This window comes from Subdoligranulum variabile (assembly GCF_025152575.1).
Lineage (GTDB): Bacteria > Bacillota > Clostridia > Oscillospirales > Ruminococcaceae > Gemmiger > Gemmiger variabilis.
The window spans coordinates 1,321,471-1,347,414 of the sequence record NZ_CP102293.1 but is presented as its reverse complement, the minus strand read 5'-3'; the positions used below and the strand labels follow the sequence as shown (position 1 = coordinate 1,347,414).

The window sequence follows — 25,944 nt, the reverse complement described above, 5'->3', positions numbered from 1 at the left end:
ACCGCAATTTGTGCAAAAAATGTGTAGGTTGGCTTCCAAAACGCTACAATGATACTACCAAACAGGCTGTGCCGCGGCCTTGAGAGAACAAGCCTGAGGAACTTTGCGATTAGGAGGAACGTGATGGACACTTTACTTTCGACCCTCGCCAACATGGGTGTCAACCTGGATGACGTGGTGGATGTGATCAACAACTGCCGTCCGCAGCTGATCTTTTTCGGTGTGGTCCTGCTGGCGGTTATCGTGATTTTGATTGCGGTGGCTTTTGCCAAGAAACTGGCGGCCCATACAAAATTTATGATTCGCGCCCAGTCGGGGCTGGCGCTGCTGCTGGCCTTTGCCCTGATGCTCAACCTGGTGGCGTTTGGCCCCATGAGCACCATGCTGGACCTGCTGAGCGGCAACGGCACCATTACCGAGGAATCCAGTGAGGAGGCCAATGCCCTCTGCACCGAGATCGCCGAAGAAGGCATCACGCTGCTGCAGAATGATGATGCCACGCTGCCCCTGAGCCAGGGCAGCAACCTGAACGTGTTCGGCTGGGCTTCTGTGGGGCCGGTCTACGGCGGCACCGGCGCGGGCGCCATCTCGGCGGACCGTCCGACGGTCAGCCTGCTGGACGGCCTGAAGAACGCCGGCATCAATACCAATACCGAGCTCAGCGATTTCTATACGGCTTACTGCGCCGAGCGTCCGACCCTGGGGTACAGCAACCACAACTGGACGCTGCCGGAACCCACCGCGGCCAGCTACAGCCAGGAGCTGATCGACAATGCAAAGGCCTTCTCCGACACGGCGATGATCGTCATCAGCCGCGTGGGCGGCGAGTTTGCCGACCTGCCCACCGATATGAGCACGGTCAACTATACCAACAACTCCACCGAGTACAATGACTTCGAGGCGGGGGACCATTACCTCCAGCTGAGCAAGACCGAGCAGGACATGGTGGATCTGGTCTGCTCCAACTTTGACAAGGTCATCGTGGTCTACAACGGCGCCAACACCATGGAGCTGAGCTTCGTGGACCAGTACAGCCAGATCAAGAGCGTGATCTGGTGCCCCGGCACCGGCCAGACCGGTTTCAACGGCCTGGGCAACATCGTGGCGGGTCTGGTGAACCCCTCCGGTCATGCGGCGGATACCTTCGTGTACGATCTGACGGCCACCCCCTATTTCAACAATATCGGCGACTTCGCCTACACCGGCGCCGATGAACTGGCCTACACCACCACCGACCTCTTTGGCGGCGGGGAAGTCAACGTGGTGCCCCACTTCGTCAACTACGTGGAAGGCATCTACGTGGGCTACAAATTCTATGAGACCGCTGCGGCGGAAGGCCTCATCGACTACGACAAGACCGTGCAGTATCCCTTCGGCCATGGCCTGTCCTACACCACCTTCACCCAGAAGATGAGCGACCCGAAGGTGCAGGACGGCACCATCACCGTGGACGTGACGGTGACCAACACCGGCAGTGTGGCCGGCAAGGAAGTCGTGCAGCTCTACTTCAATCCTCCCTACACCAACGGCGGCATCGAAAAGGCGACGGCCAACCTGGTGGCCTTCGGCAAGACCCAGACCCTGGAGCCCGGCGCCTCCGAGACCGTTACCCTGACCTTCAAGGAGGAGGATATGGCCAGCTTCGACAGCAAGCAGCATGGCTGCTATGTGCTGGAGCAGGGCGATTACATCCTCAGCATCAACAGCGACTCCCACACCATTCTGGAGTCCAAGACCTACAATGTGCCGTCCACCATCGTGTACGACGAGAACAATCCCCGCAGTACCGATGCAGTGGCTGCCACCACCAAGTTTGACTTTGCCAAGGGCGAGATGACCACGCTGTCCCGTGCGGATCACTTCGCCAACTACGCCGAGGCCACGGCGGCGCCCAGCAACTACACCATGCCGGAGTCCGCCAAGGAAGGCCTGTACAACAGTGTGACCTGGCAGCCGGAGGACTTCAACGATCCCAACGATGTGATGCCCACCACCGGTGCCGACAACGGTATGAAACTGGCCGATCTGCGGGGCGCCGACTACGACGACGAGCGCTGGGACACCCTGCTGGACCAGATGACCGTGACCGAGATGGACGACCTCATCGCCCTGGGCGGTTACCAGACCAAGGCGGAGAGCAGCGTGGACAAGTACGCCACCATCGACTGTGACGGTCCTGCCTCCATCAACAACAACTTCACCGGCGTGTCCTCCATCGGTTTCCCGTCGGCCATCATCATTGCCTCTTCCTTCAACACCGACCTGGCCCGCCGCTACGGCGAGAGCATCGGCCGAATGGCCAGCGAGATGAACGTCACCGGCTGGTATGCGCCTGCCATGAACGCCCATCGCTCCGCCTTTGACGGCCGCAACTTCGAGTACTACTCCGAGGACAGCCTCCTGGCCGGCCTCATTGCCGCCAACTCCATCAGCGGTGCCCAGTCCTACGGCGTGTACGCCTACATGAAGCACTTCGCCATGAACGACCAGCAGATCAGCCAGGACCAGATGCTCTGCACCTGGGCCGACGAGCAGGCCATTCGTGAAATCTATCTGCGTCCCTTCGAGTACAGCGTCAAGGTGGGCGGCTGCAAAGCGGCCATGTCCAGCTGGAACTTCATCGGCAACCAGTGGGCCGGTGCCTGCTCCGCCCTGCTGCAGGATGTGCTCCGCGGCGAATGGGGCTTCCGCGGCATGGTCATCACCGACGGCTTCCACTTTGTGGGATACATGGATTCCGACCTGGCGATCCGCAACGGATGCGATCTGATGCTGAAGAACTACGACGTGGAGACCAACCACCTGACCGATACCACCAGCGCTACCAGCGTTCTGGCCATGCGGCAGGCCTGCAAGAACATTCTCTACACCGTTGTGAACAGCCGTGCCTATGATGAGGGCAGCACCATGCAGACGCCCATCTGGCGCACCGGCATCGTGGTGGGCGACGTGATCGTCGTGCTGCTGCTGGCCGGTCTGGAAGTGCTGACCATCAAGAGCTACAAGAAAAAGAAAAAATCCTGATGCCCGTTATCCCGTAAATCATACCTGAGCTGACCCGGGGGTCCATCTCTCTAAGCCTGCCTAGACTGGGGAAATGGACCCTTTTGGGGTTTCCTAGAAAAAGAGGAGTACCATGCAAAACAATACTACCCGCCAGCTGACCCTGGAACAGAAGTGCGCCCTGCTCTCCGGCGGGAGCACCTTCCAGACCCGGGCGCTGCCCGGCTGCGGCATTCCGGCCATCTGGCTGTCCGACGGTCCCCACGGCGTGCGCAAGCAGGCCGGTCCGGCGGACCACCTGGGCATCAACCCCAGCGAGCCGGCTACCTGTTTTCCCACGGCGTCGGCGGTTGCTTCCAGCTGGGACCCCGCCCTGGGGGAGGAGATCGGCCGGGCTCTCGGCCAGGAAGCCGCCGCCCAGGACGTGGCGGTGGTGCTGGGCCCGGGGCTCAACACCAAGCGCAGCCCGCTGTGCGGCCGCAACTTTGAATATTTTTCCGAGGACCCCTACCTGGCGGGCAAGATGGCCGCGGCCTACATCCGCGGCATCCAGGAAAACGGCATCGCCGCCTGCCCCAAGCATTTTGCCGCCAACAACCAGGAGCTGCGCCGGATGGCCAGTGATTCCATCGTGGATGAGCGCACCCTGCGGGAGCTCTACCTGACCAACTTCGAGATCGCCGTCACCGAGGGCAAGCCCCGGTCCATCATGACCAGCTACAACATGGTCAACGGCACCTACGCCAACGAGAACCTCCATCTTCTGCAGGAGATCCTGCGGGACACCTGGGGCTTCGACGGCGCGGTGGTCACCGACTGGGGCGGTTCCAACGACCATGTCCTGGGGGTGAAGAACGGTTCCACCCTGGAGATGCCCGCTCCCGGCCTGGATTCCGCCCGGGAGCTGTGCAAGGCCGTCCGGGACGGCAAGATCTCCGAGGTGGACATCAACGCCCGGCTGGAGGAACTGCTGACCCTCATCGACCAGACCACCGGCGCGCTGGAGAAGGCCCCCAAGACCATCGACTGGGACGCCCACCGCGCCCTGGCCCGCAAGGCCGCGGCAGAGAGCATCGTCCTTTTGAAAAACAAGGGCGGGCTGCTGCCCCTGGACCCCGCCGCCAAGGTGGCGGTCATCGGCGACTTCGCCAAAACGCCCCGCTATCAGGGCGCCGGGTCCAGCCTGGTGAACGCACCCCGGGTGGACAGCTTCCTGGATGTGCTGGAGGCCAGCGGCATCCAGACGGTGGGCTATGCCCAGGGCTTTGACCGCCAGGGCAAGCCCGACGGGCGCCTCCAGGCCCAGGCGGTGGAACTGGCCGCCAAAGCCGACGTGGTGCTGCTCTTCCTGGGTCTCGACGAGGTGAAGGAGAGCGAGGGCCTGGACCGCAGCGACATGAAGCTGGCCCAGAACCAGATCGACCTGCTGCTGGCGGTGCACCGCACCAACCCGCGGCTGGCGGTGATCCTCAGCTGCGGCAGCGCCGTGGAGACCGGCTGGCAGAGCCACTGCGAGGCGCTGCTCTGGGCGGGCCTGGGCGGACAGGCGGGGGCCGGCGCGGTGCTGGACGCCCTCACCGGCAAGGTGAACCCGGCCGGCCGTCTGGCCGAGACCTGGCCCATCCACTGCGAGGACAACCCCTCCTACAAGAACTTCGGCACCCCCGGCCGCAACGTGGAGTACCGGGAGGGTCTCTACGTGGGCTACCGCTACTACCAGACCGCCGGTGTGCCGGTGGCCTATCCCTTCGGCTACGGCCTGTCCTACACGACCTTTGCCTACCGCGACCTGACCGCCACCCCCACCGGGGTGAGCGTCACGGTGGAAAACACCGGCGACCGTGCCGGCGACGAGGTGGTGCAGGTCTACATCGCCAAACCCGACGCCAAAATTTTCCGTCCCGCCCAGGAGCTCAAGGGCTTTGCCCGGGTGCACCTGGAGGCAGGGGAGAGCCGCACCGTCACCATCCCCCTGGACGACAAGGCCTTCCGCTACTGGAACGACCCCGCCAACCGCTGGGCCGTGGAGGGCGGCGACTACGAAGTCCGGGTGGGCGGCTCCAGCGCCGACATCCGGCTCACCGCCACCGTGGCGGTGGCGCCCTCCGGGGATGCCGACCCCTATGCGGGGCTGGCGCTGCCTCATTACCAGGGCGGTCAGGTCCAGGACGTGCCCGACGAGGAATTCGCCGCCCTGCTGGGCCATGCCATCCCGGTGGCCAAGGTGGCCATCGACCGCAACATGACCCTGGGGGAGATCGGCCATGCCCGCAGCCCGCTGGGCTGGCTGGTGCACGTCATCCACAAGCATCTGCTGGACAAGAGCCTGGCCAGCGGCACCCCCGACTTGAACCTGCTGTTCAACTACAACATGCCGCTGCGGGCCATCGCCAAGATGACCGGGGGCATCGTCAGCATGGGCATGGTGGACGCCCTGGTCATGGAGCTGAAAGGCTTCTGGATCATCGGCATCGTGCGGCTGCTGGTGGAATTTGTCAAAAATGACCGCGCCAACAAGGCGATGGAAAAACGCCTTTCGGAAGGAGGCCGCAAACCGTGAATCTCTGGAACGCCTTTGCCGGAAAACATCCCGCTGCCGCCCAATGGGTGCGGGAGGGCGGTCTCTTCGTCATCGTCAGCAACCTCATCACCGTGCTGAAGTATCTGCTGCTGCAGTTCCTGCCCGCGGCCTTCGCGGGGCTGGGGGACGCCAGCTTCGGCTGGCCCGGCATCCCGCTGACCCTCTTCGGCGAGACCTTCCAGTGGAACATCCTGGGCTATGACCAGGCTCACGGCGGGCTGGCCTACTTCTGCGCCTACATGGTGGCCATGGTCATCGGCGAGTGCATCAACTTCCCCATCCAGCGGAACTTCGTCTTCCGCTCCCACGGCAGGCTGGGCCCCCAGATCGCCTGGTATCTGGCTGCCTTCTGCCTCATCACCTGCATCGTCAACTCCATCAACTGTATCTGGGTGGCGGTGGCAGGCCTGCTGGTGCCCGACTTCATTTATAATATCGGCACCACCGTCCTCAACGGCGGCATCTCCATGGTGGTCTTCTTCTTCGTGAACAAGAAGATCTTCCCCTCCGCCGCCCGGCAATAAGCAATCTCCTTTCTTCCCATAGAAAAGCGCCCCACGGGCTTTCCGACCTGTGAGGCGCTTTGTCTGTTTCAGGGCAGCCAGTCCATCCAGCTTCGGGCAAAGAGGTTGTCCTTCAGGCAGACGAAGTAGAACGCCCCGTGCAGGGGGATCCCCGCCAGGTCGAACCGGGCCAGCGTGCCGGCGGCCAGTTCCCGGGCCGCTGCCGGCGCGTAGAGAAAACTCACCCCCAGCCCGTCGGCGGCCAGGGCTTTCAGGGTGGCAAAATCGCTGATGGTGGCGGTGGTCACCCCCCGCAGGGTGCGGTTCTCCCGCCGCAGGGCCTCCTCAAAGATGGCCCGGGTGCCGGAACCCTCCTCCCGCAGCAGCAGACGCTCCCCGGTCAGCTCCTCCAGGGGCACCGTCCGCCCGGCCAGCCGGTGGCCCGGCGCGCAGACCCCGAAGAAATCCTCCTGCCGCCAGAGCACCGCGTCGTACCGGCTGCGGTCGAAAAAGCCCTCCACCAGGGCAAAATCCAGCCTGCCCGCCTCCAGGGATTCCAGCAGCACCCGGGTGTTGTCCACCTGCAGGGAAAAATTCGCCTCGGGATGGGTGCGCAGGAACCGCTCCACCAGCGGCGCAATGAGGAACTCCCCGATGGTCCTCGATGCCCCGATGTGCAGCGACAGCGGCGCCGGGGCCGCCATGGCCTCCTCCACCTTGGCGCTGTTGTAGGCCATAGACCGGGTGTAGTCCCGCAGCTTGCGCCCCGCGTCGGTGAGGGAAAGCACCTTGCCCTCGTAGCGGAACAGCTTGCAGCCGTAGTGGGCCTCCAGGTACTGGATGTGATGGGTCACGGCGGGCTGGGTCAGGCAGAGTTTTTCCGCCGCCCGGGTGTAGTTCATCGTGTCGCACAGCGTCAGGAAGGTGTGCCAGCGGGGATCTAGCATCTTTCTCACCTATTCTTTACATTTATAGTTGAATAACAATTCTTCATTTTATTTTATCGACAAAGGGGCGTATAATCAAGTCGTCTTCGGAAAAAACTGGAAAAAAGAGAGTGTGTGGAAATGAATGTTGTCAAAAAAACGCTGCCCGGCCTGCTGCTCTGCCTGGTGCTGGCCGTGCCCTGCTGGCTGCTGGGCCGCGCCTTCCCCGTGGTGGGCGGTCCCGTCTTTGCCATCCTGGCGGGGATGATCGTCGCGCTGTTCCTGCGCAATAAGGCCCCCTTCCAGGCGGGCATCGCCTTTACCTCCAAAAAGATTTTGCAGTACGCCGTCATCCTGCTGGGCTTCGGGCTCAACCTCTCCCAGATCGCCCAGGTAGGCGGCAAGTCCCTGCCCATCATCTGCTCCACCATCACCACCTCGCTGGTCATCGCCTTCGTCATCTGCCGCTGGCTCAAGATGCAGCGCAACATCTCGGTGCTGGTGGGCGTGGGCTCCTCCATCTGCGGCGGGTCGGCCATCGCCGCCACCGCCCCCGTCATCGGCGCCGATGACGACGAGATCGCCCAGTCCATCTCGGTCATCTTCCTCTTCAACATCCTGGCGGCCCTTTTCTTCCCCACCCTGGGCGGGCTGATGGGCATGTCCAACGACGGTTTCGGCCTCTTTGCCGGTACCGCCATCAACGATACCTCCTCGGTGACGGCGGCCGCCTCCACCTGGGACACCCTCCATGCCACCGGCGGCGCCGTGCTGGAATACGCCACCATCGTCAAGCTCACCCGCACCCTGGCCATCATCCCCATCACCCTGGTGCTGGCCTTCTGGCGCACCTGGCAGGCCAAGCGGGGCGGCAGTGCCTCCACCGGCACCTTTGATCTGAAAAAGATCTTCCCCTTCTTTATTATCTTCTTCGTGCTGGCCTCGGTGATCACCACCCTGTGCACCATGGCCGGGGTGGATGCCGCCGTCTTTGCGCCGCTGAAGGAACTGTCCAAGTTCTTCATCGTCCTGGCCATGGCGGCCATCGGCCTGAATACCGACCTGGTCAAGCTGGTCAAGACCGGCGGCAAGCCCATCTTCATGGGCGTCTGCTGCTGGGCGGGCATCACCGCGGTGAGCCTGGGCATGCAGCATCTGATGGGCCTGCTGTAAATCGGCAGAAAAAACCGGACCTCCCCGCGGGGAGGTCCGGTTTTTGGTTTATCGGGCGGCGTGGGCGGCCATCATCCGGCGCTGTTCCCGCAGCACCAGCACCGCCGAGAGCACGGTGGCCAGCAGGTCGCTGATGGGCTGGGCGAAGAAGATGCCGTTGACCTCCAGCGCCAGGGGCAGCAGATAGAGGAAGGGCACCAGAAAGACCACCTGGCGCAGCAGCGAGATGAGCACCGAGGGCACCGGCCGGTTGATGGACTGGAAGAAGGTGGTGGCCAGCATGACGAAGCCCAGCACCGGGGTGATGCAGAAGTTGAACCGCAGGCCCGGCACGCCGATGGCGAACATCTCCTCGGTGCCGCCGAAAGCGGCAAGGATCTGCCGGGGGAAGAACAGCACCAGCAGCCAGATCACGCAGGTGACCCCCACCGAAAGGCCGGTGGCCAGCCAGAAGGTCTGCATGACCCGGCGGGGATGGCCGGAGCCGTAGTTGTTGCCCAGGATGGGCTGGATGCCCTGGCTGATGCCGCTGGCGGGCATGATGACGAAGGTCATGATGCTGGACACCACGGCGTAGACGCTGATGGCGATGTCGCCGCCGTAGCGTCCCAGCTGGCTGTTGTAGACCAGGCTGATGAAGCCCATGGCCATCTGGGCCACCCAGAAGGCGAACCCGCAGGAGAGAATGTTGAGGGAGAGGTGTTTTTCGGGGCGGAAGATGGCGGGGGAGACCCTGACCATGGTGCGGCCGGAGAAGACCAGGAAAGCGCCGAACCCGGCGGAGAGCATCTGCCCCAGCACGGTGGCTGTGGCGGCGCCCACCACGCCCCAGTCCAGCCCCACGATGAAGACGGCGTCCAGGATGATGTTGGTCACGGCGCCGATGCCGGTGACGCACATACCCAGCACCGGTTTGCCGGACACCCGCACGAAGTCGCAGAACAGTTGGGACAGCCCCTGGAACAGGCATCCCAGGGCCACGATGCGGTAGTAGGCGATGGCGTAGGGGTAGGCGGTGTCGGTGACGCCGAAGAGGACCAGCAGCGGGTCGGCCAGCACCAGCAGAAAGACGGTGAGCAGCACCTCAAAGGCGCAGACCAGCACAAAGGCATTGCCGAAGGCCTTGTGCATCCGCCTGGTCTCTCCCTGGCCGGAAAAGAGACTGAAAAAGGTGGAACCGCCGGCGCTGCACATGAGCCCGAAGGCCATCATCATGTAGGAGAGGGGAAAGCAGACCGACAAGCCTGCCAGGGCCGAGGTGCCGTTGACATTGCCCACGAACATCCGGTCCACGATGTTGTAGATGGCGGTGATGAGCAGCGAGATGGCGGCGGGAATGGAAAACCGCAGGATCATGGGGAACAGTTTGCCGTGGAGATAATCCACCTGGTTGGACTGCATGGAAAAGACCTCCCTGTACTATTTAGGTTCCTAAGCGTCTGGGGCGCAAAACCGCTGCCGGGGCGTTTCCGGCAGCGGGGATCAGTGCATATTGCGGAGCATCTGCTCCATGACCCGGAAAAAGACCTCCAGGTCCTCGGGGGGAATATCCCGGGTCAGTTCCGCTTCCAGACCCAGGATGTCGGCCATGACGGCCTGCTTGTAGGCCAGGGCCTTGTCGGTGACCACGATGCGCTTGCGGCGGGCATCCCGGGGCAGGGGTTCCCGGCGGATCAGGCCCTCCCGCTCCATGGCTTTCAGCAGCTCGGTGGCGGAAGAGGGCCGCAGGCTGAACTCGTCCTCGATGTCCTTCTGGAAGACGTCGTCCTGCTGGGCCAGCAGAAAATGCAGCGCCCGTCCCTGGGAGCCGCTCATCTTGCCGCGGGTGGAAAAGGCGTCGATGCGCCGGCGCAGCTTGTTGGACAGCTTGCTCACATACCGTGCGGCGTGGCGGTCATGCTGCATGGAGCTCCCTCCCTTTTTCTTAGGTTCCTAAGTAAAGATAGCCCAAAATCCCGCCCCTGTCAAGGGGGCGGGGCATTTTCCGGGAAAATCTTCAGCCGAACACCTGTTTGCGCAGGCGGCAGGCGGTGGGGGTGGCGGCAAGGCCACCCTCGGCGGTCTCCTTCAGGGCGGGGGACATGGCGTTGCCCACCCGGCGCATGGCCACAATGACCTCGTCGGCGGGGATGCGGCTGCCGATGCCCGCCAGCGCCAGCTCCGCCGCCATAAAGGCGATGGCCGCCCCGGCGGCGTTGCGTTTGATGCAGGGGATCTCCACCAGCCCCGCCACCGGGTCGCAGACCAGTCCCAGCTGGCTCTTGAGGGCGATGGCCACCGCGTCGTCCAGCATCCGGGGCGTGCCCCCCGAAAGCTCCACCAGGGCGGCGGCCGCCATAGCGGCGGCGCTGCCACACTCCGCCTGGCAGCCTCCCTGGGCCCCGGCCAGGCAGGCGTTCTCCGCAATGACCATTCCCACGGCGCTGGCGGTGAACATGCTCATGACACAGTCGTGCTCGGCGGCGCCCCGCTCCTGCATGGTCAGCAGCACGGCGGGCAGGATGCCGCAGCTGCCGGCCGTGGGGGCCGCCACAATGCGGCCCATGGCGGCGTTCAGCTCGCTGACGGCCAGGGCGCGGTAGAGCGCCCCGCCCAGCACCGGGCCGGTGAGGTTCTGCCCCGCCTCCACCCGGCGGCGCATCTTGGCGGCATCCCCGCCGGTGAGGCCGCTGGTGGACCGCAGGTCGGGGTCGCAGCCCGGCTCAATGCAGGCGGCCATGACCCGGAAGTTTTCCTCCATGCGGTGGAAAACTTCCGCCTCGGTCTGTTCCAGCTGGGCGGCCTGCTGGCGCAGCACCAGGGCCGACAGGGGCTGGGCGGCGGTTTCGGCGGCCCGGACCAGCCCGGCCAGGGAATGATAGTTCAGTTCTTCCGGCATAGCGTTCTCCTTTCGGTCAGGGCAGCAGCGTGACGCAGAGCATCACGTCGGGCAGGGCCCGCACCCGGGCGGCCAGGGCTTCGTCCAGACCGCCGTCCATCTCGATGGTCATGACGGCCACCCCGCCTTTCTGCCGGCGGGAGAGGGAAAAGTTGCAGATGTTGACCCCCCGGTCGGCCAGCAGGTCGGTGACTTCGGCAATGACGCCGGGACGGTCCCGGTGCTGGACGATGAGGCTGGGATGCTGACCGCTGATGCGCACTGCCATGCCGTTGATGGCGTCGATGACGATGTTGCCCCCGCCGATGCTGGATCCCCGCACCGTGATGGTACCGCCCTTGCGGCCGGTGAGGGTGAGCAGGGCGGTGTTGGGGTGGCCTTCGGCCAGCTCCCCGGTGGAGAGGGTCACTTCCAGCCCCTGTTCCCGGGCAATCTGAGGGGAAAGGCGGAGCCGGGCGTCGTCCGGTTCCATGCCCAGAATGCCGGCGATGAGAGCCTTGTCGGTGCCGTGGCCCTTGTAGGTCTTGGCAAAGCTGCCGTAGAGCACGATCTGGGCGGCGGCCGGTTCGTCCTGGAGCAGCTGCCGGGCGATGTGCCCGATGCGCGCCGCCCCCGCCGTGTGGCTGCTGGAAGGGCCGATCATGACCGGCCCGATGATGTCGAATACGTTCATAGCATCCCCCGTACCTTGCAAGTTTCTGGGCAAATTGTAACACAGCCGGGGCGCAAAAACAACCGCCGCGCCCCAGGTTCCGGACGGGCGGAAAATATGCTATAATAAAAATCACTTTGTGGAAAAGGTATAGGAAAGGAAGAAAAACGTATGGCATCGACTCCCCATCCCCACGGCGGCCAGGTGGATTTTTCCACCGGTGATGTGCGCCGCGGTATCCTGGACGTGGCAGCCCCCATGCTGGTGGCCCAGGTGCTCAATCTGTTGTACAACATTGTGGACCGCATCTATATCGGCAAGATCCCCGGCGAGGGCACCCTGGCCCTGGCGGGGCTGGGTCTGTGTTTCCCTCTCGTGACGCTGATCACGGCCTTCGCCAACCTCTTCGGGGTGGGCGGCGCGCCGCTGTGCTCCATCGCCCGGGGCCAGAAAGACGAAAAAACCGCCGGCAAGATCATGACCAACGCCTACTTCATGCTGGTGGTCTGCGGGCTGGTCCTCACCGTGGTGGGGCTGGTCTTCCATAAGCCGGTGCTCTACCTCTTCGGCGCCAGCGACGACACCTACCGCTACGCCGCCAACTATCTGGTCATCTACCTGCTGGGCACCGTCTTCGTCATGACCTCCCTGGGCCTCAACCCCTACATCAACAGCCAGGGCTTCGCCCGCATCGGCATGCTCACCGTACTGCTGGGCGCCGCCGCCAACATCGTGCTGGACCCCATCCTCATCTACGCCTGCGGCCTGGGGGTGCGGGGCGCTGCCATCGCCACCGTCATCTCCCAGGGGCTGTCCGCCGCCTGGGTGCTGCGGTTCCTCACCGGCCCCAAAACGGAACTGCGCCTGGTGTTCCGGGGTTTTCGCCCCGACTGGGCCTGCATCCGCCGCATCACCGCCCTGGGTACCTCCAGCTTCGTCATGTCCTTCACCGACAGCCTCGTCCAGGTGGCCTGCAATGCCACCCTGCGCACCTTCGGCGGCGACCTCTACATCAGCGTCATGACCGTCATCAACTCGGTGCGCCAGATCGCCCAGACCCCCGTTATGGCCCTCACCGACGGTGCCTCCCCGGTCATCAGCTACAACTACGGCGCCCGCAACGTGCCCCGGGTGCGCAAGGCCATCCGGTTCATGACCCAGCTGGGCTTCGGCTATACCATGCTCATCTGGGGGCTCATTTCGCTCTTCCCGGCGGGCTTCATCATGATCTTCAACCATGACCCTGACCTGCTGGCCGCCGCGGTGCCCTCGCTGCACATCTACTTCTTCGGCTTCGTCATGATGGCCTTCCAGTTCAGCGGCCAGAGCGTCTTCAAATCCCTGAACAAACCCAGGATGGCCATCTTCTTCTCGCTGCTGCGCAAGGCCATCATCGTGGTACCCCTGACCCTGCTGCTGCCCCACATCGCCGGGCTGGGCGTCAACGGCGTCTTCCTGGCGGAACCCATCTCCAACTTCATCGGCGGCCTTGCCTGCTACATCACCATGCGCTGCACCGTCATGCCGGAGCTGAAGGCGATGGAAACATCCGGCGCATCCCGGTAACGGGCGCCCCTTATAAAAGTGAACAATCCCTCCCGTTTGCGGAACAGGATCCATGCGGACTGTCCGGATGAACGGGAGGGATTTCTCTTTCGGGATGCCGGACGGCGGATAATTCCTGCCGGGCGGCCCATGCTAACAGAAATACAGTACAGACGGTGTAAGGAGACAAACATGATACAGGAACTCAGAAAATATGCCGCGTATCTGGCCAAGCGGGAACGAAGTGCCGGTACGATCGAAAACTATCTGCGAAACGTACAGATGTACTTTGCACAGACCCCGCCCGACAAGCGCCTGAGCCATACCGCGGCGGTGCGCTGGCGGGAGATGCTGGAACAAAAGGGATATGCAGTGGCCAGCATCAACGCCATGATGGCGGCGGTGAACGGGTATTTTGTGTTTTGCGGCCATGCGGAATGCTGTGCACGGCCGCTGAAAGTACAGCGTCGGGCCTTCTGCGACGAGGACCGGGAAGGAATATCACCGGCTGCTGACGGCCGCGCGCAATACACACAAAGAGCGGCTGCTGATGGTACTGCAGACGCTGGCTTCCACAGGGATCCGGGTGTCGGAACTGCAGTTCATTACGGTGGAGGCGGTGCGGCAGGGACATGCTACGGTGCACTGCAAAGGCAAATGCCGCGAGATTTTCCTGCCGCGGGATCTGTGCCGCAAGCTGCTAAACTGGTGCCGGGCCCAGGGCAGAACCTCCGGCGCGGTGTTCGTGACAGCGGGAGGCCGTCCGCTGGACCGCTCCAACCTTTGGCACGAAATGAAAGCCCTGTGCAAACAGGCCGGTGTTGCGTGCAAAAAAGTATTCCCGCACAATCTCAGGCATCTGTTCGCCAGGGCTTTTTACAAACTGGAAAAGAATCTTTCCAAGCTGGCGGATCTGCTGGGACATTCCAGCATCGAAACCACCCGCCTGTATATCGTGGAAAGCGGCAGGGAACATCAACGTCTTATCGATAAAATGCATCTGCTGCTGTAACCACCACAAAAGCATGGTTTTGTGGTGCAGTGCATCTTTCCTACATAAACAAATTCCGGAAATGTTCCTCCCCATCGTATCACAATAATTTCGAAAAAACAAGTTTTTCATCGGTTTTGGGGGAAGTGCACAAAAAACGCACACGAAAAATGACACCGGCGCCAAGAAGAGAGCTCCGATGAGAATTTCGTGTACGCTTTTTTGAGCAGGCAACTATACAATCCGTCGAAAATCACAGATTCCGACGGCTCTTTCCTTTATAGAAAGTGCTTCCTACCACAAAACCATGCTTTTGTGGTGGACTCGCTTTTTGAACGTTGCTGTGTGCAGTCCTGTAGAGGCAAAGGCCGGAGACCTCCGATGGCAGTGTGACACGTCGGGGCGTACCATTTGTTACACAAAAGGGAGCATAGGTCATGAAAAGACGAAGCGGAAAAATTTTTGCGGCCACATTGGCGCTGCTGGTCTGCCTGAATGCCATGCCATTGGGCGCACTGGCAGCGGAGACCACTGCGGGTGCGCCGGAAACGGAGCAGACGGAGGAAGTCGAATCCCTCACGGAAACGGATGAAAGTCTGCCCAAGGAAGGCGACGGGCAGACTGTCGGCCAGGCTGGCGATGGCGAGCAGGAGGAAGACAAGACTGACGTCACCACTGGCGACGAGGAAACCGAAGACAAAACTGACGTCACCACCGGCGACGGGGAAACCGAAGACAAAACTGACGTCACCACCGGCGCCGGGGAAACCGAAGACAAGACCAACGTCACCACCGGCGACGAGGAAACGGAAGACACGACCGACATCACCACCGATGACGAGCCTGAAGATGTGCCAGATGCCCAAGAAAACGGCACACCGAGCAAGGCGAGTCGAGTGGCTCCTGCTGCTGGCGTGCAGGTGCTCGATGAAACCGAAACCGTGGTGTACTATGTCAATGGTTTGGACGGCAACGATACTACTAACAACGGCACCAGTGAGGACACAGCGTTCGCAACGCTGGCAAAAGCGGTGACAACTGCAAAGGATGGCGATACGATTAAATTGCTGTCTGATATCACGGTGACCGAGCAGGCACGTATTACCGGAAAACAGTTGACCATCACCAGCGGGGGCGACCAAATTTATACAATTACCCGCGGGGAAAAGATGGTCACGACTTCTGATAGATCCCGTAGCTGGTATAATCCGGCTATGATCGAAGCCACGGATAAAGGTACCGTGACATTGCAAAATGTGACACTGAGCGACGCTGGACTGCATACGTGTGTGGATGGAAACGGTGCTGTGATTCCCACTTCCTACGTTATGCAGGCAAAAGACAAAAACAATCCGGATGATCCAGGGGCAAAAGACTTCGACAACCGTCAATGTGTACAGGACGCCATGATCGCTGCATACGGTGAAGGTGCGTCAATCATTCTGGGCGACAAAGCTACACTGAAAGACTATGGCGGCATGTCCGCAGTGCGGGCAAATGACGGTGCTACGATCACGATGCAAGACGGTTCGGTCATTTGTGATGAAGCGGTAACGGATCGAACGAAAGGTAAAGAGAAGGAAGAAACCGGTGCTGCCGGTGCCGTTTGGCTGCAGTCTGCTACCTTTACGATGGAGCAGGGGGCAAAGATTACGAACCTTGTCGGCAGGGCAGTGTATAACGAACACGGAACAGCTAATATCGACGGCGAAATCAGTGATATCACCAATGATAAGGATATATGGAACTCGTTTGATGGTATTGCTGTTCATGTCCGTGATAGTGGAACGGCTAACCTGTTGGAGCATTCGTTGATTACGAAGATTAACGCTCAAAATGAAACCGTAAACTATGCGAGTGCCGTTTCTTTGTGTGCATATGATACTTCGGTAACGATGAAAAATGGCGCTCTCATTTCCGATGTGACAGGTACGGCAATCACCGTTAACGGAGACACCGACGCAAAGGCCACTCCGGATGATATTTCTCTGAATGTGGAGGGCGAAATTACTGGGGTGACTGGTTGGAGTGCATTGCGGCTGAACGGATCCGACGGCCTGAAATGCACAATCGGGGAGTATGCTGATATTCACGGCAACACAACGGTATATGGTGTCTTCTATGTGCAGGGCTCTGGCATCAACATCGACCTCTATGGCCAAGTGCATAACAATAATCAGGGCATCTATATGTTTGCCAATTTTGGCGGACAAACATTGACGATGCACGACGGTGCCGCAATCACGGAAAATGACGGCGACGGTGTCATTGTTCGGCGCGGTACGTTCACCATGCTCGGCGGTACGATTTCCAAGAATGGTGGCAGCGGTGTAAACGTGGAAACTGGCAGCGTATTCGATATGCAAGGCGGAACCGTTTCAGAAAACCAGAATGCAGGCATTGCGTTTACATCCAATAAAGGCTGGACAACCACAGAATATCCTCGCGTAACACTAACCAAGGGTACCATTTCCGGCAACACGATGAAGATTGATGGCAGTAACCCTGCGTCTGTAGATTTGGTGGTTAAAACAACAAAGGATCCTAGCAAAAACGATAGTACCGAATCAGCGTATAGCAGCGTGAAGCGCTATATGCAGATCTCTAGTAGTCCCGAGATGGTTATCTCCAATGGGAATATTTATCTGCAAAGATATGGTATCACCCTTGAACGCCCTGCAGGTGACGTGAAATTTGGCAACACCTCAGATGAAGCTATTAAAGTAATACAGGCATCCGCACAGACCCAGGGATGGGGTGACGTACTCGCAGCGCTGTGGGTACATAGCGACAGCCAGAAGGCTGCTTTGAACCTGAGCAAGCCGACCACTATGCAAACGGGCATGCATGCCTATTTGGCTGTGATACCGGTGAACGAGGAGGGCCTTCCTGAGGAGGACGCCACGGTTACGTTCTACGGCGTTGCTTCACAGAGCGACAAACTGCTTGCTACTGTGGCTGGCGACAATCCAAACGGGTATGCCGTGGCGCTGGTGCAACCCACTGCGGATTACGGCACAATGACGATCACCGTGCCTGAGCAGGTGAACTCCACCAGCAAAGATGCGGAGACCAACTCTTATACAATCCCCGGCGAAGCCACCTATACTATGAGCGATAGTTTGAAAGCAATGGCCGCTGTGGAGACAAGTGAATTTACCAACATCACACTCACGGTGAATTTGGACCCTACTTTGTCTGTGGATACGAAAAACGTGACTCTGACCAGTAATATTTTGACGGCCAAAGAGGTAAAATACAGCGGCGGAACGCTAACCGTAACCTGTGGCACCAAAACTGGCTGGGAAGAGGCGGATAATCTCGTTTCAACCCTGAAGTGGACAGCAACTTTGGATGAAAATGACTTCGAAAATGGTAAAACGCTAGTAACCACGGGCAACCTGAGCGCGGAATTGGCCGACACAACGGAAATTTATGTTCCTTCGACGGCAGGTGTGACGAAGCTTCTTACCGTTGTGGAGGTAACGCCGGTTGATATTACTGTCTACATGGGCGGTAAAGAAGGCTACGAGGGCGCTGTTATAGAAAATGGTGAAATCAAGGGGAGCCAGTCCCTGCCGGAGCCCGGCTTCGAGGTGAAACTCCCGGATGGTGTGAAAGTGGAAAACCTGTTGTTTAAGGATTCCACCTCCACCAAGACCTGGAAATTGCAGACTTACGATGGTGGCACTGATAGTGAAGGTATCTACAAAATTGTACCTCAGGGTGACAAACAGGATCCTCTTCGTGTACAGTTTACTAATGCTGACAATGAGATAGTTATCAGTGATATGTTTGACGTGGGCGCTGCAGTCAACCAGACATTTACCATGGAAATCTATAAGGGAACTGTTGGCGCAGTACTGGCTACGGATACAACTGATCCGAATGGAAATTCGTATACGGTGATTAGCAATACAGGCAAACTTCATGTCCGCGGCACCACCGGCAACGTGCATTACGGCAGCAAGATTGCCGAGAATGCCCAGGCTCCGGCCGGCGAGTCCGCCGTCAAGGTGGCCGACGGCACCACTTTCACCATCAATGGCTCCGACGTTTTGGCAAAAGCCGATGCCGTCCAGCTGCTGTTTGACGACGTGATCAACACCACTCCGACACAGCAGGACCGTCTGATCCAGCTGGCACAGCGTGCCGACACGGTGCTGGGGGCTCCGGCCACGGGCAAGGTGCGCAATTTTACCGCCAAGTATCTGGACCTGGTGGATACCTCCAACGGCAACGCCTGGGTCAAGGCTTCCAACAAGGTGACGGTTTGCTGGCCGTACCCGGAAGGAACCGACCAGGATACCGAATTCACCGTGCTGCATTTCAAGGACCTGCATCGCGATATGGCAGCCGGTGAGGTCAGCGGCGATATCGCAACCTCCGAAGTGGAGACCATGACCGGCATCGTCAAGACGGCCACCCATATCGAGTTCCAGACGGACGAGTTCTCGCCCTTTGCCCTGGTATGGTATACGGATAAGCCGGCCGGTGATTCCAAGGATGACAATGAGGAGAGCTCCTCTTCCTCCACGACGATTCAGACGACCCAGACAACGACGGCGTCTGCGTCTGCCGCAGCACCTGCGGCTGCTCCTGCAGCTGTGATCCCCCAGACCAGCGATGATTCTCAGCCTGCCCTGTGGGCCGGCCTGCTGGTCTTCTCGGGTGCCGCGCTGACGGCGCTGTATCTGCTGAAGCGGCGTAAACAGAATCGTGAACAGTAATACCTTCCCGATACCCATAGCATAAAGTCCCGGCCCACCGGAAAACTCCGGCGGGCCGGGCTTTTTTGCCTCTGGCCGCCGCTTGACGCCATCTTGGATTCCGGCCTATAATAAAATCAACCTGATAAAAAGAAGGCTGTTTTGTGCAAAAGACCCCCCTCACCATCCGCCCCGCCACCGCCGCCGACCTGCCCGCCCTGGCGGAGATCTACCGCAAGGCCCGGGCCTTTATGGCGGCCAGCGGCAACCCCACCCAGTGGGGAACCACCGACCCGCGGCCCGAAATCCTGCGGCAGGACATCGCCCAAGGGCAGCTCTTTGTGCTGTGCCAGGGGAACATCCCCCACGCAGCTTTTGCCCTGGTGCCGGGGAATGACCCCACCTACGCCGTCATCGACGGCGCCTGGCTCAGCGACGCCCCCTACGCCACCATCCACCGGCTGGGCAGCGACGGCACCTGCCACGGCGTCTTTGCGGCGGCCGTGGCCTGGGCGGCGGCGCGGCAGCCCCATCTGCGCATCGACACCCATGCCGACAACCATATCATGCAGACACTCATCGCCCGGGCGGGTTTTTGCTACTGCGGCATCATCCATGTGGCCGACGGCAGCCCGCGCCTGGCCTACGAACGTCTGCCCGGCTAAAGGAGAAAGGAGGGACCCGCCATGCTGCAAACGCTGCTGACCCCTGCAGGGGAGTGCCTGTCCGGCACGCCCTGGCCGGACTATCCCCGCCCGCAGTTCCGGCGGGAAGGCTGGTACAACCTCAACGGGGTGTGGGACTTTGCCGTCACCGACGGCACCGCCCGGCCCACCGAATTTCCCCGGGAAATCCGGGTACCCTTCTGCCCCGAGAGCACCCTTTCGGGCATCGGCGCCCACTATGGGGAGGGTCAGACCCTGTGGTACCGGCGGCGGTTCACCCTGCCGGAGGGTTTTGCCAAAGACCGGGTGGTGCTGCACATCGGGGCGGCGGACCAGGTGTTGGACGCCTGGTGCAGCGACACGCCGGTGGGCCGGCATGTGGGCGGCTATGAATCCATGACCTTTGACCTCACCGACGCTCTGCGTCCCGGGGAGAACGAGCTGGTGCTGCGGGTGCGGGACGATCTGCGCAGCACGGTGCTGCCCTACGGCAAGCAGGTGCTGCAGCGGGGCGGCATGTGGTACACGCCGGTGTCGGGCATCTGGCAGACCGTCTGGCTGGAGAGTCTGCCGCCCCACGCCATTCCCTCGCTCACCATCCGGGCGGACGACCGGGTGGCCCTGCTGGACACCGGGGACTCCACCCAGGAGGGCACCGTCACGGTGCAGACGCCCCGGGGGCCGCTGACGGTGCCGCTGCGCACGGGGCGGGCGGCCATCCAGCCCGAGGCACCCCGGCTGTGGAGCCCCGACGACCCCTACTTATACGAATTCGCCATCGACACCCCCACCGACCATGTGGAGAGCTACTTTGCCCTGCGCAAGCTGACCATCGGGCAGGCGGGGGGCCATCCGCGGCTCTGCCTCAACGGCAAGCCGGTGTTTTTCCATGGGGTGCTGGACCAGGGCTACTACTCCGACGGTCTGTTCACCCCGGCGTCCTCCGCCTGCTACGAGGAGGACATCCGCACCATGCAGGCGCTGGGCTTCAACACGCTGCGCAAGCACATCAAGGTGGAGCCGGAGATTTTCTACTGGCTCTGCGATAAACTGGGCATGTTCGTCTTCCAGGACATGGTCAACAACGGCGACTACGCCTACTGGCGGGACACGGTGTGGCCCACCCTGGGGTTCCAGCGGCGGCGCAGCGACGCCCGGATGCACCGGGACCAGAAAACCCGGCAGGCCTTCTACGACGGCATGGCGGCCACGGTAGCCCAGCTGGGCAGCCATCCCTGCATCGTCTGGTGGACCATCTTCAACGAGGGCTGGGGGCAGTTTGCCTCCTCGGCGGCCTATGCCCGGCTGCGGCAGCTGGACGATTCCCGGTTCATCGACACCACCTCGGGCTGGTTCCGGGGCGGGGAGACCGACATCGACAGCCGCCATATCTATTACGGACCCTGGCGGCTGCGGGCGAAGGACAAGCCCCTGGTGCTCACCGAGTTCGGCGGGTGCTGCCTGGCGGTGGAGGGCCACCGCTTCAATCCCGACAAAAGCTACGGCTACAGCACCAGCCGCAGCCCGGGGGAGCTGCAGCAGGCGCTGAACCGGCTGTACACCCAAAAGGTGCTGCCCGCGGTGGCCAAAGGGCTGTGCGGGGCGATCTACACCCAGCTTTCCGACGTGGAGGACGAGATCAACGGCCTTGTGACCTACGACCGCCGCGTGGTAAAACCCGACCCCGGCGCGATGCGGGCGCTGGCCGGGCAGCTGCACCAGGCCTTTGCCGCATCCTGTACCGGAAAGGAGCCTATCCATGCCCACCCACAGTGAACATCTGCGGTATCTGCGTTTGCTGGCGCAGCAGTTTCCCACGGTAGCGGCGGCGGCCAGCGAGATCATCCGCATCGAGGCGGTGCTGCGGCTGCCCAAGGGCACCGAGCACTTCATGAGCGACCTGCACGGGGAGCATGAGGCCTTTGTGCACATTCTGAACAGTGCGTCGGGGGTCATTCACGAGAAGATCGACACGGTGCTGGGGGACAGTGTTTCCCCGGCGGAGCGTGCCGAGCTGGCGACGCTGATCTACTATCCGGCGCAGAAGCTGCCCGAGCTGAAGGCCCGGCAGACCGATCTGGCGGGATGGTACCGGGCGACGCTGTTGCGGCTGATCGAACTGTGCCGGTTTGTTTCCAGTAAGCACACCCGTGCCCATGTGCGGGCGGGCCTGCCGGAGAGCTGTGCCTACATTCTGGACGAATTGCTCCACGCCCATTTCGAGGACCACGACAAGGACCTCTACTACGGGCAGATCATCGACAGCATGCTGCGCCACGACCGGGCGGACGCCTACATCACCCGTCTGTGCGAGATCATCAAATGGCTGGCGGTGGACCGGCTGCACATTGTGGGGGACCTGTTCGACCGGGGCCCCCGGCCGGACCGCATTCTGGACAGCCTGATGGCCCACCACCAGGTGGACATCCAGTGGGGCAACCACGACGTGGTGTGGATGGGGGCGGCGTCGGGCAGTCCTTTGTGCATCCTGACGGTGCTGAAAACCACCCTGGCCTACAATAACACCGACACATTGGAGAGCGGCTACGGCATCAGTCTGCGGCAGCTGGAGCGGTTTGCCCAGCGCACCTACGGCCAATCCGACGTGACCCGGTGGCTGCCCCACACCGACGCCCGCAACGGGGCGGCGGGGGACCTGACGGCCACGGCGCGGATGCACAAAGCGGTGACGATTTTGATGCTCAAGCTGGAATCCCAGGTGATTGAGCGCAACCCGGACTTCCATATGGAGGGGCGGGACTGGCTGCAGCGCATCGACTGGCAAAAAGGCACGGTGCGATGCGGGGACAGCGAGTATATGTTGCTGGACCGGGATTTTCCCACCGTGACGCCCTCCGACCCGGCGGCGCTGACGGCGGCGGAGCAGCAGGTGGTGGACGGGCTGGTCCGCGCCTTTGCCGAGAGCGAGCGGCTCCAGCGGCATGTGCAGTTTTTGTACGACCATGGGGCGCTGTACAAGATCTGCAACGGGAATCTTTTGTATCACGGGGCGGTGCCCATGACCCAGGAGGGCGAATTTGCCGAGCACGTCTACGAGGGCCATTCCTGGAGCGGCAAAGGGCTGTTTGACTACTGCGACCGGCGGGCCCGGCAGGGGTATTTTGCCCCGGAGGGCAGCCCGGCGCGGCAGGCGGGACAGGATTTTCTGTGGTACTTGTGGTGCGGGGCGCAGTCGCCGCTGTTTGGCCGCAGCGCCATGACCACCTTCGAGCGGCTGTATATTGCGGACCCCGCCACTCACGTGGAGGTGAAGGACCCCTACTACCGGCTCATCGACCGGCCCGAGACGGCGGACAAGATCCTGGCGGCCTTCGGGCTGCAGGGGGAGGGCTGCCACATCGTCAACGGCCATGTGCCGGTGCGGGCCATCGAGGGGGAAAGCCCGGTGAAGGGCGGCGGCAAGCTGATCATCATCGACGGCGGGTTCTGCCGGGCTTATCATCAGAAGACCGGCATTGCGGGGTACACGCTGGTGTACAATTCCCGGGGGCTGATCCTGCGCACCCACCAGCCCTTCGAGAGCATGGAGAAAGCTATCCATGAGGACGAGGACATCGCCAGCAAGAGCGAGTATATCTACACGGCGCCCCGGCGCATCCAGGTGGCGGACACCGACGAGGGTGTGCGCAAGCGGGAGCGTGTGCGGGACCTGGAGGCGCTGGTCAAAGCCTACGAGAGCGGCCTGATCCCCCAGGGCCTGCGGGTGTAACGGGAGGAAAGCAAGATGGAACGCACCACCCAGGAACTGATGGACGCCCTGCTGTCCAAGCGGGACGTGGAGGACTATCTGCGGGAGAACGCGGGGGAGCTGCTGTCCCAGACGCTGGCCTCCTGCCTGGAATCGCTGGTTTCCCGCCACGGGCTGAAAAAGGGCGCGGTCATCGAAGCGGCGGGCATTGAGCGCAGCTACGGCTACCAGTTGTTTTCGGGGCGGCGGGGCACGCCTTCCCGGGACGTGCTGCTGGCGCTGGCCCTGGCCATGGGGCTGACGGTGGACGAGACCCAGACGCTGCTGCGGGTGGCGGGGCTGGCCATGCTCTACCCCCGGGTGCGGCGGGACAGTGTGATCCTGCGGGCGCTGGCGGACGGGCTGTCGGTGCCGGACTGTGATCTGCGGTTGGATGCCTGCGGGGAACCGCCGCTGGGAGATAAACCATGAAGGACGATCTGGAATTTCTGGATACCCTCAACGAGCGGGGCACCGTCTACCTGATCCGCCAGCGCACCACCGGGCGGATGCTCACGGGGCGGCGGGTCACGGCGGAGCAGCGGCCGGTGTACGCGGCGCTCTGCGGCGCGGCGCTGCCCCATGTGGTGCCGGTGCGGGAGATCCGTCCCGAGGCGGACGGGCAGTTTCTCGTCTTGCAGGACTATCTGCCGGGGATCTCCCTGGCCCGGCGGCTGGAAGAGGGCACCCTGCCCGCGCAAACGGCGCTCTCCGTGGGGGTGCAGCTCTGCACGGCGCTGGACGGGCTGCATCACCGGGGAATTTTGCACCGGGACATCAAGCCCGGCAACGTGCTGCTGCGGGAGGACGGCACCGTCTGGCTGCTGGATTTTGACATTGCCCGCTGCTGCAAACCCGCGGCCGGGCGGGACACGGCGCTGCTGGGCACGCCGGGGTATGCGGCGCCGGAGCAGTTCGGCTTCCGCCAGACCGACGCCCGGGCGGACCTGTTCGCCCTGGGGGTGCTGCTGAACCAGCTGGTCACGGGGGAGCTGCCCGCCAACCGGCTGGCCCCGCCGCCCCTGGGGCCCATCGTGGCCCGCTGTACCGAACTGGACCCCGCCCGCCGCTACCAGGATGCGGGGGCGCTGCAGCATGCGCTGCTGCGGGCGCTGCCCCCCGGCCAGCGGGCGGCAGCCCTGGACGGCCAGCCTGCGGCGGTGGGCACGGTGCCGGGGTTTGGCAGCGGCGACCCGCTGCGGATGCTGGCGGCGCTGCTGGGCTACGCCGCGGCGGTGCTGGTGGCAGCGGCGGGATTCTCCGCCATGACCGACGCCGCCGGACGTGCCCTGTGGGGGGCGCTGCTGGTCTGCTGTGCGGGGTGGTATCTGCTGGCCTTTGATGCGGGCGGCCTGCGCAGCCGTCTGGCCCCGGCGCGGCGGTTCCGCACCCGGGCCGGGCAGCTTGGCTACACCGCAGCCCTGGGGCTGGTCTGGACGCTGGTCTGCGGGCTGGCGGCCTTCTGCGCGGTGGCAGCCCTCACCGCGGCATAACGCAGAAAGGAAGACGGTCTGAAAGGACCGTCTTTTTTGTTGTTTGTGGGCTGGCAGCCCACCAAAGGGCGCGGCGGCTCCGCTATACTGGAATCAAACAAGAAAGGAGTGCTTGAATATGAAAAAGTGGATGGCAGGAACGATGGCCGCGTTGTTGGCGGTAAGTATGGCGGGCTGCGGCACGGCGCAGGCCGAGACGATGGAGCCCGCGGCGTACCCGGCGGGCAGGACGGTACAGGCGGAGCCGGTGGCGGCCACCCCCGAGACGGCGCAGCCCAAAGTGCTGCTGGACCAGGGCGGGGTGCGCATCACGGCGCTGGGCTATGACCCCGACGGCATGCTGGGGGCGCGGGTACCGCTGCGGGTGGAAAATGAATCCGACCGTGACGTGGCGGTGCAGGCGGAATGGGGCGCGCTGAACGGCTGCATGATGGACGCCCTGTGTTATATGGAGGCGGACGCCGGCCAGACGGTGGAGGACAGCGTGCTGTTCATCTCCACCGAGGTACAGCGGGCGGGGGCCGACCCGGCGGGGCAGGTGACGCTGCAGCTGAATGTGCTGGACCAGGAAAGCTGTGAGACGCTGGCCACCACGGGGCTGATGACCTGGGACCTGACCCAGGGCGGCGGCGAGACGGCGGTGCCCCAGGGGGTGACGCTCAGCGACGAAGGTGACGTGGTAGTCACGGCCTGCGCGGCGGACGACGAGGTGCTGGGCAGTGAGCTGCGCCTCTGGGTGGAGAACCGGTCGGACCGCACGGTGACGGTGCGCTTTGACGAGGTGCGCCTGGGCTGGGGCCTGGGCGGGGAGGACACCATTGCCGAGCTGCTGCCGGGGACCTGTTCGGTGAACGGGGTGAAGCTGCCGGGCAGTGCGGCCGATGCCGCAGGCAAGACGCTGCACCTGAAGCTCAGCGTCATGGACAGCGACAGCTACGAGATGCTCACCGAGCAGACGGTGGACGTCAAGCTGGCGTAACAGGGACAAAAGGGGGCCGCCCGGCGGGGCGGTCCCCCTTTTTTTGTGAAAGTTGTAAAATCTGCGCGGAAACGGGCAAAAATTCTTCCTTTTTTTGT

At 62.4% G+C, this 25,944-nt stretch carries 18 protein-coding genes and 1 pseudogene; 14 read left to right on the top strand and 5 right to left on the bottom strand.

The features are described 5' to 3' along the window. Window positions 1–123: 123 nt before the first annotated feature. The 3 genes from NQ490_RS06525 to NQ490_RS06515 all read left to right on the top strand — a co-directional run bounded on the left by NQ490_RS06525 (window position 124) and on the right by NQ490_RS06515 (window position 6,108). Entirely contained in the window at window positions 124–3,024 is a 2,901-nt protein-coding gene (locus NQ490_RS06525; RefSeq protein WP_242655021.1) for a glycoside hydrolase family 3 N-terminal domain-containing protein, read from the top strand. 112 nt (window positions 3,025–3,136) lie between these two features. Continuing rightward, window positions 3,137–5,563 (top strand): glycoside hydrolase family 3 C-terminal domain-containing protein, encoded by a 2,427-nt coding sequence (locus NQ490_RS06520; RefSeq protein WP_007048604.1) that lies wholly within the window; start codon window positions 3,137–3,139, stop codon window positions 5,561–5,563. Beyond that, window positions 5,560–6,108, top strand: a complete 549-nt coding sequence (locus NQ490_RS06515) for a GtrA family protein (protein ID WP_007048605.1) — start codon at window positions 5,560–5,562, stop codon at window positions 6,106–6,108. Before NQ490_RS06520 ends, NQ490_RS06515 begins: the two co-directional genes overlap by 4 nt. Window positions 6,109–6,176: 68 nt before the next feature. On the opposite strand, the gene NQ490_RS06510 is transcribed toward NQ490_RS06515, so the two are convergent. Beyond that, window positions 6,177–7,034: a LysR substrate-binding domain-containing protein gene (locus NQ490_RS06510; RefSeq protein WP_007048606.1), complete on the bottom strand. Its 858-nt coding sequence runs from the start codon at window positions 7,032–7,034 to the stop codon at window positions 6,177–6,179. A 120-nt stretch (window positions 7,035–7,154) separates the two neighbouring features. On the opposite strand from NQ490_RS06510, the gene NQ490_RS06505 reads away from it, so the two are divergent. Next, window positions 7,155–8,186 (top strand): YeiH family protein, encoded by a 1,032-nt coding sequence (locus NQ490_RS06505; RefSeq protein WP_007048607.1) that lies wholly within the window; start codon window positions 7,155–7,157, stop codon window positions 8,184–8,186. A gap of 48 nt (window positions 8,187–8,234) precedes the next feature. Here the strand turns inward: NQ490_RS06505 and NQ490_RS06500 are convergent, their stop codons facing one another. The 4 genes from NQ490_RS06500 to sdaAB all read right to left on the bottom strand — a co-directional run bounded on the left by NQ490_RS06500 (window position 8,235) and on the right by sdaAB (window position 11,737). Next, window positions 8,235–9,587 carry an MATE family efflux transporter gene (locus tag NQ490_RS06500; RefSeq protein WP_007048608.1) on the bottom strand — a complete coding sequence of 451 codons (1,353 nt, stop codon included), beginning with the start codon at window positions 9,585–9,587 and terminating at the stop codon, window positions 8,235–8,237. Between the two features lie 81 nt (window positions 9,588–9,668). Next, a complete protein-coding gene (locus NQ490_RS06495) occupies window positions 9,669–10,091 on the bottom strand; it encodes a MarR family winged helix-turn-helix transcriptional regulator (protein ID WP_007048609.1) in 423 nt (140 codons plus the stop codon). A gap of 91 nt (window positions 10,092–10,182) precedes the next feature. Further along, the gene (gene sdaAA / locus NQ490_RS06490) at window positions 10,183–11,064 is read right to left on the bottom strand and encodes an L-serine ammonia-lyase, iron-sulfur-dependent, subunit alpha (protein WP_007048610.1); all 882 of its coding nucleotides are present in this window, start codon (window positions 11,062–11,064) and stop codon (window positions 10,183–10,185) included. Between the two features lie 16 nt (window positions 11,065–11,080). Beyond that, entirely contained in the window at window positions 11,081–11,737 is a 657-nt protein-coding gene (gene sdaAB, locus NQ490_RS06485; RefSeq protein WP_007048611.1) for an L-serine ammonia-lyase, iron-sulfur-dependent subunit beta, read from the bottom strand. A 150-nt stretch (window positions 11,738–11,887) separates the two neighbouring features. Here sdaAB and NQ490_RS06480 point away from each other — a divergent pair, with 150 nt between their 5' ends. The 10 genes and pseudogenes from NQ490_RS06480 to NQ490_RS06435 all read left to right on the top strand — a co-directional run bounded on the left by NQ490_RS06480 (window position 11,888) and on the right by NQ490_RS06435 (window position 25,846). Further along, entirely contained in the window at window positions 11,888–13,282 is a 1,395-nt protein-coding gene (locus NQ490_RS06480; RefSeq protein ID WP_007048612.1) for an MATE family efflux transporter, read from the top strand. Window positions 13,283–13,411: 129 nt separating this feature from the next. Then, window positions 13,412–13,624: pseudogene (locus tag NQ490_RS06475) on the top strand (hypothetical protein); the annotation flags it as partial. Between the two features lie 145 nt (window positions 13,625–13,769). Then, complete coding sequence (locus tag NQ490_RS06470) at window positions 13,770–14,273, top strand: tyrosine-type recombinase/integrase (protein ID WP_320415306.1); 504 nt, start codon at window positions 13,770–13,772, stop codon at window positions 14,271–14,273. A gap of 416 nt (window positions 14,274–14,689) precedes the next feature. Next, window positions 14,690–18,982: a right-handed parallel beta-helix repeat-containing protein gene (locus NQ490_RS06465; protein WP_007048617.1), complete on the top strand. Its 4,293-nt coding sequence runs from the start codon at window positions 14,690–14,692 to the stop codon at window positions 18,980–18,982. A 143-nt stretch (window positions 18,983–19,125) separates the two neighbouring features. Continuing rightward, a complete protein-coding gene (locus NQ490_RS06460; protein ID WP_007048618.1) occupies window positions 19,126–19,626 on the top strand; it encodes a GNAT family N-acetyltransferase in 501 nt (166 codons plus the stop codon). 21 nt (window positions 19,627–19,647) lie between these two features. Further along, window positions 19,648–21,402, top strand: coding sequence for a glycoside hydrolase family 2 protein (locus tag NQ490_RS06455; protein ID WP_007048619.1), 1,755 nt, complete (start codon window positions 19,648–19,650; stop codon window positions 21,400–21,402). Next, window positions 21,386–23,356, top strand: a complete 1,971-nt coding sequence (locus NQ490_RS06450) for a fructose-bisphosphatase class III (protein WP_007048620.1) — start codon at window positions 21,386–21,388, stop codon at window positions 23,354–23,356. The genes NQ490_RS06455 and NQ490_RS06450 overlap by 17 nt, the downstream gene beginning before the upstream one ends. 15 nt (window positions 23,357–23,371) lie before the next feature. Continuing rightward, window positions 23,372–23,806: a helix-turn-helix domain-containing protein gene (locus NQ490_RS06445; protein WP_007048621.1), complete on the top strand. Its 435-nt coding sequence runs from the start codon at window positions 23,372–23,374 to the stop codon at window positions 23,804–23,806. After that, window positions 23,803–24,867, top strand: a complete 1,065-nt coding sequence (locus tag NQ490_RS06440; RefSeq protein WP_259951688.1) for a serine/threonine-protein kinase — start codon at window positions 23,803–23,805, stop codon at window positions 24,865–24,867. The genes NQ490_RS06445 and NQ490_RS06440 overlap by 4 nt, the downstream gene beginning before the upstream one ends. Before the next feature lie 118 nt (window positions 24,868–24,985). Next, window positions 24,986–25,846 carry an ABC transporter substrate-binding protein gene (locus tag NQ490_RS06435; RefSeq protein ID WP_007048624.1) on the top strand — a complete coding sequence of 287 codons (861 nt, stop codon included), beginning with the start codon at window positions 24,986–24,988 and terminating at the stop codon, window positions 25,844–25,846. Window positions 25,847–25,944 lie beyond the last annotated feature (98 nt).